Source organism: Pantoea sp. MBD-2R (assembly GCF_039134845.1).
Taxonomy (GTDB): domain Bacteria; phylum Pseudomonadota; class Gammaproteobacteria; order Enterobacterales; family Enterobacteriaceae; genus Erwinia.
In genome coordinates this window covers 3,040,828-3,053,669 of sequence record NZ_CP152417.1, presented here as the reverse complement: position 1 = coordinate 3,053,669, position 12,842 = coordinate 3,040,828, and the positions used below count along the sequence as shown (strand labels likewise).

The following is a 12,842-nucleotide window of genomic DNA, read 5'->3' as shown; positions in this document are numbered from 1 at the left end:
TGAGTCAGACATAAAAGTTAGTACTCGCTCACAGGCTCCGGCTTTCTTTTCCTGCGTAGTTTATCCATATACAGGTAAACCACCGGCGTGGTGTAAAGCGTCAGCAGCTGGCTCATCACCAGACCGCCGACGATGGTAATACCCAGCGGCTGACGAAGCTCAGCGCCGTCACCCGTCGTCAGCACCAGCGGCAGCGCACCAAACAGCGCAGCCAGCGTGGTCATCATAATTGGGCGGAAGCGTAGCAGACTGGCCTGGAATATCGCTTCACGGGCGCTCAGATTGCCATTACGCTGCGCATCCAGCGCGAAATCAACCATCATAATCGCATTCTTTTTCACAATGCCTATCAGCAGCAAAATACCAATCAGCGCAATCAGGCTGAACGGCGCGCTAAACAGCTCCAGCGCCAGCAGCGCGCCGACGCCCGCAGAAGGCAGGGTAGAGAGAATGGTCAGTGGATGCACATAGCTTTCATACAGCATGCCCAGCACGATATACATCGTGGCGATTGCCGCCAGGATCAGCCACAGCTGACTGCTCTGCGTCTGCTGGAAAATCTGTGCGGTGCCGGCAAAGCTGCCGCGTACGCTGGAAGGCACGCCCAGCGAGGTCATGCTGCGGTCAATCGCCTCCGAAGCCTGAGAAAGCGACACGCCTTCGGGAAGGTTGAAGGAAATCGTTGATGCGGCGGACAGCCCCTCGTGATTGACCGACAGCGGCGCATTAGCAGGCTGCCATTTGGCAAAGGAGGAGAGCGGGATCGCCTTGCCGTCTTTATTAATCACGTACATCAGATCGAGCGAGCTGATGTCCTGCGTATAACGAGGATCGACCTGCATTACCACTTTATACTGATTGAGCGGCTGATAAATTGTAGAAATTTGCCGCTGTCCAAAGGCATTATTCAGCAAGTTGTTGGCATCTGACACGTCAATACCCAGCCGGGCCATGGTGGCGCGATCGTAGGTTAACGCCATCTCGGCACCTTTGTCCTGCTGGTCGGAATTGACATCCGCCAGTTCCGGCAGGGTAGCAAAAGCCTGACGGATTTTCGGTTCCCAGAGGCGTAAATCATCAAGGTTGTCCGACAGCAGGCTGTACTGATAGCCCGCGTTCGACTCGCGGCCGCCGACGCGCAGATCCTGAACCGCCATCAGAAACAGATTGGCGCCCGGCTCTTTTGCCAGTTTGACTCTGAGCCGGGCGATCACCTCCTGAGCATTTTCGCTGCGCTCACTTAGCGGCTTCAGCGAGATAAACATCGAGCCGCTGTTGGTGCGCGATCCGCCGGTAAAGCCGACAACGCTTTCCACCGCCGGATCGTCACGAACAATCTTCATAAAGTTTTCCAGCTTGCCGCGCATCGACTGAAACGAAATGCTTTGATCGGCCTGAATAAAGCCCATCAAACGGCCCGTATCCTGTTCTGGCATAAAGGTTTTTGGGATGGCGACGTAGAGATACATCGTCAGCCCAATGGTGGCGATAAACACCAGCAGCGTCCAGCGCGAATGGTTCAGCACCCAGTTCAGTGAACGACCATAGCCCTGCTGGATGCGCAGCAAGATTTTGCCCGCGCCGTGCTGCCGTGCGCCTTTGGGTTGCGCCTTCAGCAATCGCGCGCACATCATCGGTGTTAGGGTCAGTGAGATAACCAACGAGATGGCAATAGAAACGGATAGCGTTACCGCGAACTCTTTGAAGAAGCGGCCGACCAGACCGCCAAGCATCAGCAGCGGCAGAAACACGGCGATCAGCGACAGGCTCATTGACAGCACGGTGAAACCGACTTCGCGCACGCCCTGAAGCGCCGCCTGGAGCGGTTTGACGCCAGCCTCAACGTGCCGGGAGATATTTTCCAGCACCACAATTGCGTCATCAACCACAAAGCCGGTGGCGACGGTCAGCGCCATTAGCGACAGGTTATTCAGGCTGAAGCCGCATAAATACATCGCGGCAAAGGTGCCAATCAGCGAAACCGGAACCGCCACCGCCGGGATCAGGGTGGCGCGGCCAGAGCGCAGAAAGGCGAACACCACCAGGATCACCAGCCCTATAGAAATCACCAGCGACTGTTCAACCTCGGCCAGCGAGGCGCGAATGGTCGGTGAGCGATCCTGAGCCACATCAATTTGAATCGAGGCCGGAATGGTTTCACGCAGTTCCGGTACGGCGGCACGAATACGATCCACCGTGTCGATGATATTGGCTTCCGGCAGCTTACGGATCAGCAGCAAAATGGCCGGTTTGGCATTGGCCATCCCGGCGTTACGCACGTCCTGGACTGAATCCGTCACCGTTGCCACATCCTGCAACCGCACTGCCGCGCGACCGTTATAATGCACAATCAGCGGCTGATACTCCGCGGCCGTTTTCAGCTCGTCATTGGTTTTCAACTGCCAGCGTTGGTCGCGATCTTCGATTGCACCCTGAGGCCGGCGCTGATTGGCATTATTGATAGCGGTACGTACCGCATCCAGCGAAACGCCCTGGTTGAACAGCGCCTGTGGGTTAAGATCCACCCGTACCGCAGGCAGCGAGCTGCCGCCGACGGTGACGTCACCCACGCCGTCGATTTGTGCCAGTTTCTGCGCCAGCTGCGTTGAGGCGTAATCATACAGTTCACCCTGTGACCACGCATCCGAGGTCAGCGTCATGATCATAATTGGCGCATCGGACGGATTTATTTTGCGGTAAGTGGGGCGACCAGGCATCCCGGTCGGCAGCAGGCTCTGTGCGGCGTTGATTGCGCCCTGAACATCCCGAGCCGCGCCGTTAATATCCCGATCGTAATCGAAAACCAGAATAATACGCGTGCTGCCCAGCGAGCTGGTGGAGGTCATTTCACTGACGCCAGCGATGCGCCCCAGCGAGCGCTCCAGCGGCGTAGCGACCGACGAGGCCATCGTTTCCGGCGACGCGCCCGGCAGCGACGCCGAGATCATTATGACCGGAAAATCCACCTGCGGCAGCGGCGCCACCGGCAGCAGGCGGAAACTCAGGATGCCCGCCAGCGCAATGGCGATTGTCAGCAAAATGGTGGCGACAGGTCGGTGGATAAACAGGGCGAAAAATTTCACGAGGCCTTCTCCGCTTTAAAACGGCGGCGCGTCACGCGGGAAAGACGATCGAACAGCAGATAAATCACCGGCGTGGTAAACAGCGTCAGTACCTGACTGACAATCAAACCACCGACCATGGCAACCCCGAGCGGACGACGCAGTTCCGCGCCCACCCCGGTGCTAAGCATCAGCGGCAGCGCGCCAAACAGCGCGGCCAGCGTGGTCATCAGAATCGGACGGAAGCGCAGCAGGCAGGCCTGATAAATGGCTTCATACGGTGCCATGCCCTGCTCGCGTTCGGCGGCCAGCGCGAAGTCGATCATCATGATGGCGTTTTTCTTCACGATACCGATCAGCAGAATGATGCCAATAATCGCAATCACATCCAGTTCGTTACCGCTGAGCATCAATGCGAGCAGGGCGCCAACCCCTGCCGTCGGCAAGGTGGAAAGGATGGTGATGGGATGGATAAAGCTTTCATAGAGCACGCCAAGAACGATGTACATCGCCACAATGGCGGCCACGATCAGCCAGACGGTTCCCGACAGGGCAGCCTGAAACGCCAGCGTGCTGCCCTGAAACTTCGTCATGATCTCCGACGGCATTGCCAGATCCTGTTCGGCAGCGGTAATAGCATTCACCGCCTGCTCCAGCGAATAGCCATCGCTGACGTTGAACGAGAAAGTGGTGGAAGGGAACTGATCCAGATGATTGATACTCAGTGCGCCGTGACGCTGTTCGACTTTAGCAATAGCGCTGAGCGGCACCACGCCGCCGTCGCTGCTGCTCAGGCGGATGCCGTCAAGCGCGGACAGGCCTGGCGTAGCCGACGTATCGTTCTCCAGCACTACGCGATACTGACTTGCCTGGGTATAAATTGTAGAGATCAGCCGCTGGCCAAAAGCGTTGTACAGCGCGTTATCAACGTCGGCCATGCTGATGCCGAGGCGGCTGGCATTATCACGATCAACGTTGATGTAAGCTTCCAGGCCACGATCCTGCCAGTCGCTGCTGATGTCCTGTAGCTGCGGCATCGTCGCCAGTTTATCCAGCAGTTTCGGCACCCACAGGCTGAGGGAGTCCAGCGAGCCGGTTTGCAGCGTAAACTGATACTGCGTGCGGCTGACCTGCGTATCAATCGTCAGATCCTGCACCGGTTGCAGATAAAGGCTGATGCCGGGCAGCGTCGAGATGGCGGCTTGCAGCCGATCGATAACCACCGGGATGCGATCGGCGCGCTGGTCTAACGGCTTGAGATTGATCTGTAAGCGCCCGCTGTTCAGCGCCGAATTGGTGCCGTCCACGCCGACAAACGAGGTCAGGCTCTGCACCGCCGGATCTTTCATCATAATCGAGGCCACTTCCTGCTGGCGCTGCGCCATTTTCGCATAGGAGATCGACTGCGATGCCTGAATCGTTCCCTGAATGATGCCGTTATCCTGCTGCGGGAAAAACCCTTTAGGGATGACGATCCACAGCAAAACGGTGACGGCCAGCGTGGTCAGCGCCACGCCCAGCGTCAGCCACGGGTGATTGAGCACCCGCTTCAGCAGGCGGCCATAGCTGGCAATCACGCGATCAAACATCGCTTCGCTGGCGCGTGAAAAGCGGTTTTGCTTACGCAGCGATTCCGCATTAAGCATTTTTGCGCACATCATTGGCGTCAGCGTCAGAGAGACCACCGCCGAGATCAGAATGGAAACCGCCAGCGTAACGGCAAACTCACGGAATAAGCGGCCGACGATATCGCCCATAAACAGCAGCGGGATCAGCACGGCGATCAGCGAGAAGGTAAGAGAAATAATGGTAAAACCGATTTCACCTGCGCCTTTCAACGCGGCGGCCAGCGGCTTCTCGCCTTTTTCGATATAGCGGGAGATGTTTTCGATTACCACGATCGCATCGTCCACCACAAAACCGGTGGCGATGGTCAGTGCCATCAGCGTCAGGTTATTGATTGAAAAGCCCAGGAACCAGATCACCGCAAAGGTGCCAACCAGCGACAGCGGCACCGCAACGGCGGGGATAATGGTGGCCGGCACGTTACGCAGAAACAGATAAATAATCATCACCACCAGCGCCAGCGCCAGCATCAGTTCAAACTGAACGTCCGCTACCGAGGCACGGATGTTGGTGGTGCGATCGGTAAACACCTGCACCTCAACCGATTTTGGCAGTGAAGCCTTCAGTTCGGGCAGCATCTGTCGAATGCTGTCGGCGGTAGTGATAATGTTCGCACCAGGCTGGCGCTGGATATTCAGCACGATCGCGGGCTGGCGGTTTGCCCACGCGCCCAGCCAGCTGTTCTCCGCACCTTGCTCTACGGTTGCCACGTCGCGCAGGCGCACCGGCGCACCGTTCTGCCAACTGACGATAAGCTGACGGTAGTCTTCGGCGGACTTCATCTGATCGTTGGCGGAAAGCGTAATGGAACGCTCCGGGCCATCCATGCTGCCTTTCGCCGAATTGACGTTGGCGTTGCTGATGGCGTTACGCACCGTTTCGCTGTTTAGCCCAAGCGCAGCCAGCGCCTGTGCATTCAGTTTTACCCGCACGGCTGGCCGCTGGCCGCCTGAGAGGGTGACCAGGCCGACGCCTGATACCTGTGAGATTTTCTGCGCCACGCGCGTCTCCACCATATCCTGCACCTGCGTCATCGGCATGCTGGTGGTGGTGACGGCGAGCGTCATAACCGGCGGATCGGCTGGATTGACCTTGCTGTAAACCGGTGGATTAGGCAGGTCGGAAGGCAGCAGGTTGGTTGCGGCATTGATGGCGGCCTGCACTTCCTGCTCGGCGACATCAAGCGGCAGCGTAAGCTGGAATTGCAACGTGACGACTGACGCCCCGCCGGAACTTTGCGAAGACATCTGTTTCAGGCCGGACATCTGGCCGAACTGGCGCTCAAGCGGGGCAGTTACGGCCGACGTCATTACGTCCGGGCTAGCTCCCGGATAAAGCGTGACAACCTGGATTGTCGGGTAGTCCACTTCCGGCAAGGCAGAAACGGGCAGGGCGCGATAGCCAATAATTCCGGCAAGCATAATCGCAACCATCAGCAGCGTCGTGGCCACCGGACGAAGAATAAACAGGCGGGATGGCCCGCCGGTCGAATTGGGCGGCATCACCTGCATTACTGGCGTGCTCCTTTGGCGGGCTGGGCGCTTTTAGCAGGCAGCGGGGTGGATTGCGGCGCGACAATTTCCACTTTGGCGCCTTCGGTCAGGCGGTCAATACCGTCCGTCACCACTTTTTCTCCTGCGTTCAGACCGGCGCTGATGACCACTTTTTCGCTGTCCTGCAAGCCGGTCTCTATCAGTTTCTTACTGACTTTGTTGTCAGCATTGACCACCCACACGAAATGCCCCTCGTTGCCCATTTGCAGCGCCGCGGCAGGGATGACAATCGCGTCCTGGAGCGTATTCACTTTTAGCCGCGTATTGACGAACTGGTTGGGAAACAGTCTGTCGTCGCTATTGTTGAAGCGGGCTTTCAGCTTAATGGTGCCGGTGGTGGTATCGATCTGGTTATCCATACTCAGCAGCGCGCCGGTAGTCAGCAACGTTTTATTACTGCGATCCCAGGCTTCTACCGGCACTGGCTGGCCCGATTTCTGCGCTGTCAACAATGTGCCGATATCGTTTTCCGGCAGGTTGAACACCAAATCGACCGGATGAGTCTGCGTGATTACCACAATCCCGGTGGTATCACCGCTGCTGATATAGTTTCCTTCGTCGACCAGTCTCAGCCCGACTCGTCCTGAAACCGGTGCGACGATTCGGCTCCAGGTCAGATTTAGCTGGGCGCTGGCAACGCCGCCTTCGTCCGCTTTAATCGTTCCCAACGTTTCGCTAACCAGCGAACGCTGCGTATCCAGTTCCTGCTGTGAGACCAGATTGGTTTTCACCAGCTTTTCAAAACGAGCCAGATCGCGGCGGGCGTTGGCGAGCGTAGCCTGATCTTTTGCCAGCTGGCCTTGCGCCTGAGTCAGTGCGACCTGATAAGGTCGCGGATCGATCTCCGCCAGCAGCTGCCCGGCTGCAACCTGCTGGCCTTCGGTAAAGTGGATGGCGATAAGATCGCCGTCGACCCGGCTGCGTACCGTCACGGTTTTCGCAGCGGTCACCGTTCCCAGGCCCGAAAGATATTGCGGCACGCTCTGACTAACGGCTTCAGAAACCTGTACCGGAGCCAGTGCCTCACTGCCGCCGCGCCGCCCACCTTCCGATTTGGAATGGCGTGCGCCTGTTGTTTTCTGTGGAGCAGCAGAATGGCTGTGCCACCAGTAAATGCCACCCACAACCAGCGCGGCGGCGATCGACATCAGCCAGATTTTTCGGAAACGGTGCCGGTTATTCATGTTGTGTTCAGCTCTCCATTAGCAAAACGAGAAGTCCGGGGGCAAAAAAAGCCCTCAATAAGGTTATTTTAGCGGGTTTAATGACTTCAAAAGTGAAGGAAATAAGGATAACCGTTCAGTTGGTGTAAGTATTCATAACCTGAAATTCTTTTGCCATAAATCAACGAAGCGCGACAGCGAATGTTTGCTACCCTAATAATCACGTCCGAAACGCTTCATTCACAGGAGAAAAATCATGAGTCATACAGAACATCGTTCGCTGGGCCGTAGCGGTATTCAGGTACCGACGCTCACGTTTGGCGGCAACGTCTTTGGCTGGACCATCGATCAACCTACCTCTTTTTCGCTGTTGGATGCGCTGGTGGAAAAAGGCCTCAATTTTATCGATACCGCTGATGTCTACTCTCGTTGGGCACCGGGCAACCAGGGCGGCGAATCGGAAACAATTATCGGTAACTGGCTGAAGCAGAGCGGCAAACGCGACAAAATCGTGCTGGCAACCAAGGTTGGCATGGAGATGGGCCCAAATAAAACCGGACTGGCACCCGCTTATATCCGCCAGTCGGTGGAAGATTCGCTGCGCCGTCTGCAAACTGATTATATCGATCTTTACCAGGCGCACCGCGACGACAGCGATACGCCATTGCAGGAAACGCTGGCGACCTTTGACGCGCTAATTAAAGAAGGCAAGGTGCGTGCCATTGGCGCGTCTAACTACTCGGCGGAACGACTGGCGGAGGCGCTGAAGGTGAGTGCCGATCACGGCCTGGCTCGTTACGAAACCTTGCAGCCTGAATACAACCTGTACGATCGTAAAGACTACGAGAGCGGGTTGGAAAAAGTGGCGCAGGAAAACGAATTAGGCGTCATTAACTACTACTCTCTGGCCAGCGGCTTTTTGAGCGGTAAATATCGTCAGCCGGAAGATGCGAAGAAAAGTCAGCGAGGGGAGGGCGTGGTCGGGAAGTATCTTAACGATCGCGGTCTGCGCATTCTGCAAGCGCTTGATCAGGTAGCCGAAGCCAACCATGCCACGCCAACGCAGGTTGCACTGGCATGGCAGATTGCCCGCCCCAGTATTACGGCACCGATTGTCAGCGTCACCTCGCTGGTGCAGCTTGAAGAGCTGAGCAAAGCCGCCGCGCTGAAACTCAGCGACGACGACCAGCGTAAACTCAGTGAAGCCAGCCGCTACTGAGATTAGCGGAACATTACCTGCGCCCAACGGGCCAGACCGGCGGTGACGGAACCGAAGTCATCGCCGCTGGTCAGCGGAATATCAGGCAGCTGCTGCTGTAGCGCCTGACGCAGTACCGGCGAGCGGGCGCTGCCACCCGTCAGATAGATAATGTCCGGGCGCGTGCCGCTCTCGTCGAGCGCCAGCTTCACCTGCTCCTGAATACGCTCCAGCGGCTGCGCGATAGCCGCTTTCAGCGCCTCAACGCTAATCTCAGTTTCCAGAGACGATTCAATAAACGCCAGCTCTGATCTGGTCTGGAGCTGGTCAGACAGCGCAATTTTGCTCTCTTCGGCGGCGCGAACCAGCCGGTAGCCCAGACGCTGCTGCCAGACTTTCAGCAGTCGCTTCACTTTTTCCGGCTCCTGCGCATCGCGGATCAGATCCTGCAACAGCTTACGGCTGGCGGTGGCGTAGAAATCGCTTTGCGCCGGAACATCGTTGATCGCCACTGCATTCCACCATGGCAGAGCAGGCAGGCCGATACCTTTCGTGGTGGAGCCGCCCGCGCCCAGCAGCGGCATCAGCTCCTTGAAGGCCAGCATAATATCCAGATCGTTTCCGCCCACGCGACAGCCGCTGTGGCCCAGCAGGCTGCCGTTACGGTCGGCTTTATCATGCCATTGCGGCCCCATCAGCAACATTGAGCAGTCGGTGGTGCCGCCGCCGATATCCACGATCAACACGCGGGTTTCCGTCTTCAGCGTGGCTTCAAATTCCAGTCCAGCCGCAACCGGTTCAAACTGGAATTCAACATCTTTAAACCCGGCACGGCTCGCCGCACGCGCCAGAATTCCCTGCGCCTGACGGTTCGCTTCTTCACCGCCCAGACCCTGGAAGTTAACGGGACGACCAATCACCGCCTGAGTGATGCTGTCATTCAGCTGCTGTTCAGCCGTCTGGCGAATATGCAGCATCATGGCGCAGACCAGATCTTCAAAGAAAGCCACCTGCTGTGGTTTCAAGCCGTTTGCACCGAGGAAGGATTTTGGCGATTTAACGAACCAGACATCTTCCGGATCGGCCATATACTGCGCCAGCGAGGCGAGACCGAACTGGACGCTGCCGGGCATGACTTCAACGTCCTCTTCCCGGTTCAGCGCCAGCGCGCGTCGTAAAAGCGCCTGGTTTTCGGCGGCCGGCGTTGGCACCTGATGGTGGCGGAACAGCCATTCGCTGACCGCATCGCGGGTTGGCGCGCACAGCATAGAGGGGAGTAATCTGGAACCATTTTCCAGCGGCAACAGGGCAGGCATGCCCTCATTCATAACGGCGACCGAGCAGTTTGCCGTACCGTAATCAAAGCCGATAAACATTCGACCCTCCAGTAGCAATAAAAAAAGGGGGCGACTTTAGCCCAGGCCTGAAGGGAGAGCAAGAACCACAATCGTTTTTCGTCGTAAAGTTGTTATCGCTGCTGCCGTTTTGCGCGGCCAGGAGGGCTTGTACGGTCTGACATTCGCAGCGGCCTTAACCGCCGCTCATTTCCCCGTCCGGTCTAACAGCCGCAGCGGCTGCCTTGAGAGCAGCTCATTCTCCTGAAGTGACAGTACCGGTTTCAGACTGTCAATCAGATGGGGTTCGTACCGTGCATATTGACCGCGTCCGTTGCGCTTGGCGTGGTAGCAGGCCAGATCGGCCTGAGCCATCACATCGCTGAAGTGGTGGTTATCGTTGTTTAACACCGTCAGACCGGCGCAGGCGCCAATATGATGCAGACCGCCTTCCCAGCAGAAACGATAGTCGTTCACGGCTTTTACAATGCGATCCGCGATGTCGCAGGCCTGTTCTGCTGAACAATCGGGCAGCAGGACGCCAAACTCATCGCCGCCGAGACGCGCCAGGAAATCTCCGCTGCGCAGGTACAGCTTCATCTCGCTGGCAATCTCGCGTAACAGCGCATCACCCGCGGCGTGGCCTGCGCTGTCATTTACCGCTTTAAAACGATCGAGATCGAGGAAAATCAGTACATGCTGGCACTTTGCTTTACTGGCTGAATGCAGCAGTCGCTTAAGCTTTTGTTCAAAACTGACGCGGTTAGGCAACCCGGTCAGCATATCGTGCGAGGCGCTGTAGCTCAGTCTGCGCATCATTTCGCGGGAGTCGCTAACGTCCTGGATAACCATAACGCTGCCAATATTTTCACCCTCGACGGTTTTTAGCGCGGTAATGCTGTAATGAATATCAAACTGTTCGCCAGAGCGGTTATGCAACACCAGCTCCTGATCCAAATCCGGCTCTGATTTTTCCGGTGGCAGCTCACACAGCAACAGGTTTTCCATCTCAGGCCCGTCACTGCCCCGGGTGATATGCAGAATATCGCTGATTGCTTTACCGGCTGCCTGCTCCTGACTCCAGCCGCTCATGCTTTCCGCGACTGGATTCATAAAGGTCACGCGCATCTCTTCATCGGTACTGATAACCGCTTCGCCGATGGCATCCAGCGTAATATGCATGCGCTCTTTCTCTTCATGCAGCGCGTCGGTCAGCTGGCGCATGGCGGTGACATCCTGATTAATACCCAGCATTCTCGCCACTTCACCGTTATCATTCAGCACCAGCGTGGACTGGCTGCGGATAAAGCGAATGCCTTCATCGGTCTGGATGCGAAAAACCAGATCGACCGGGGAAGAGTTTCTGATCGCCTCGTCGAAAGCGTCAATCGCCGCCTGGCGATCGACAGGAAGCAGGCTGTTTACCCACGTCAGATACGTTGCCTGGCCACTTTCCTCCAGGCCGTAAATCTGAAACATGCGGCTATCCCAGCTCATCTTGCCGGTTTTCAGGTTCCAGTCCCAAACGCCGATGCCGCCGGCTTTATTTGCCAGGGTGATGCGCTGCATCAGGCTGCGGTTGACCTCTTCCGTCTGTTTCAGATCGGAGATATCTTCCATTTGTGAAATAAAATAGAGCGGTTGCTGTTCGCTGTCACGAACCAGCGATACCGCCAGCAGCACCCAGACGATCTCGCCATCCTTACGAAAATAGCGTTTTTCCAGACTGTAATTTTCTCTTTCGCCGGTAAGCAGCGTGCGGCCCTGTTTCAAATCGGTTGCCACATCGTCCGGATGAGTGAACTGCTGAAAATTCATGCCGACCAGCTCATCTTTTCGATAACCCAGTATGCGGCAGAGCGATTCATTTACCTGCAGCCAGCGGCCTTCTGGCGACACCAGCGCCATGCCAATCACCGAAAACTCCATGGCGTGTCGAAAGCGGGTTTCGCTCTCGGTAATATGTTTTTTCTCTTCGCGGAAAGAGTGCATCACCAGCACCATCATATGGCTGGGAATAATAGCCAGTAAAAATGGCAACCACGGCGCGCTGTTAACAATAGCGAGGCCGTCGGCATACCTGACCAGCTGATTAAGCGCCAGCAGCAGCGTCATCATCGACAGCGTGGCAAAAAAGATAATAAAGGCGGAAAAACGCGGCAGGCGTACGGCGCTGTAAAACAGCACGACCATCACGAAAGTGAAGGACCAGGGCAAATAACGCAGGGCAAAATAGTTCAGCAGCAGCGTCACCACCAGCGTCAGCAGCGTTTCAAACAGCACGTTCTGACTCAGCGATTTACGCAGTTCTTCGTGCTGCCAGAGCAGCGCAATCGGGCCAAGCGCCAGCATGCCAATGGTTTCAGAGATGGCCCAGGTAACGAAAAAATGCAGGCTGGCCGTGCCGGTCAGGTTAAGCGCCCAGCAGGCAAGCAGTGCGCCAACCAGCGGGGTAAAGATGCCCGTCGCCACGACGACTTTGCTCCAGCTGAGCAGGGAGTCGAGCGGTGCTTTGGCATCCAGCAGCGCACGAAGAAGCGCGCCGCCGAGCAGCGCCTGAATCAGGTTAACCAGGGGAAACGCCACCACCATTAGGTGAGGGCCGATTATGAACGCGTTGGCGGCAACGATACCTGTCAGGCAGGCGCCCAACAGCAGCGGCAACGATCGGGGAGGTTGCCGGAAGACAAGCACGGTCATCAGCGCCGTAGAAAGCCACAGCGACGCGATCTGGTTACTCACCTTGATCAGTTCAAGACAAAATAAAGTCAGAATAAAAGCGAGCGCGCAAAGCGTTATCGCCTTCGTCCAGTTTTGCTTAGCGGAAAAAATAGTGTCAGTCGTCATTCACAAATCCAGCGCGGCACCAGCCAGGTTTGCCAGCCTGTTTCGGGTTACTTAAGGCA

The 12,842-nt window shown here is 56.7% G+C and carries 6 protein-coding genes; 1 reads left to right on the top strand and 5 read right to left on the bottom strand.

Features of this window, described 5'->3' with window-relative positions; genetic code table 11:
* Positions 1-17 precede the first annotated feature (17 nt).
* The 3 genes from mdtC to AAGQ96_RS14130 are packed head-to-tail and all read right to left on the bottom strand — an operon-like array spanning position 18 to position 7,425.
* Positions 18-3,083 (bottom strand): multidrug efflux RND transporter permease subunit MdtC, encoded by a 3,066-nt coding sequence (gene mdtC, locus AAGQ96_RS14140; RefSeq protein WP_342753875.1) that lies wholly within the window; start codon positions 3,081-3,083, stop codon positions 18-20.
* Positions 3,080-6,199: an MdtB/MuxB family multidrug efflux RND transporter permease subunit gene (locus AAGQ96_RS14135; protein WP_342753874.1), complete on the bottom strand. Its 3,120-nt coding sequence runs from the start codon at positions 6,197-6,199 to the stop codon at positions 3,080-3,082. The genes mdtC and AAGQ96_RS14135 overlap by 4 nt, the downstream gene beginning before the upstream one ends.
* Positions 6,199-7,425: an MdtA/MuxA family multidrug efflux RND transporter periplasmic adaptor subunit gene (locus tag AAGQ96_RS14130; RefSeq protein ID WP_147198832.1), complete on the bottom strand. Its 1,227-nt coding sequence runs from the start codon at positions 7,423-7,425 to the stop codon at positions 6,199-6,201. Before AAGQ96_RS14130 ends, AAGQ96_RS14135 begins: the two co-directional genes overlap by 1 nt.
* A gap of 235 nt (positions 7,426-7,660) precedes the next feature.
* Here AAGQ96_RS14130 and AAGQ96_RS14125 point away from each other — a divergent pair, with 235 nt between their 5' ends.
* A complete protein-coding gene (locus tag AAGQ96_RS14125; protein ID WP_147198831.1) occupies positions 7,661-8,623 on the top strand; it encodes an aldo/keto reductase in 963 nt (320 codons plus the stop codon).
* A gap of 2 nt (positions 8,624-8,625) precedes the next feature.
* On the opposite strand, the gene yegD is transcribed toward AAGQ96_RS14125, so the two are convergent.
* Positions 8,626-9,978 (bottom strand): molecular chaperone, encoded by a 1,353-nt coding sequence (gene yegD, locus AAGQ96_RS14120; protein WP_342753873.1) that lies wholly within the window; start codon positions 9,976-9,978, stop codon positions 8,626-8,628.
* Positions 9,979-10,143: 165 nt separating this feature from the next.
* Complete coding sequence (locus AAGQ96_RS14115; RefSeq protein ID WP_342753872.1) at positions 10,144-12,783, bottom strand: diguanylate cyclase; 2,640 nt, start codon at positions 12,781-12,783, stop codon at positions 10,144-10,146.
* Positions 12,784-12,842 lie beyond the last annotated feature (59 nt).

Bases quoted from the DNA above. Each gene is read 5' to 3' on its own strand.
- AAGQ96_RS14135 (WP_342753874.1), bottom strand. From the start codon at position 6,199: ATGCAGGTGATGCCGCCCAATTCGACCGGCGGGCCATCCCGCCTGTTT.
- AAGQ96_RS14130 (WP_147198832.1), bottom strand. From the start codon at position 7,425: ATGAATAACCGGCACCGTTTCCGAAAAATCTGGCTGATGTCGATCGCC.
- AAGQ96_RS14125 (WP_147198831.1), top strand. From the start codon at position 7,661: ATGAGTCATACAGAACATCGTTCGCTGGGCCGTAGCGGTATTCAGGTA.
- yegD (WP_342753873.1), bottom strand. From the start codon at position 9,978: ATGTTTATCGGCTTTGATTACGGTACGGCAAACTGCTCGGTCGCCGTT.
- AAGQ96_RS14115 (WP_342753872.1), bottom strand. From the start codon at position 12,783: ATGACGACTGACACTATTTTTTCCGCTAAGCAAAACTGGACGAAGGCG.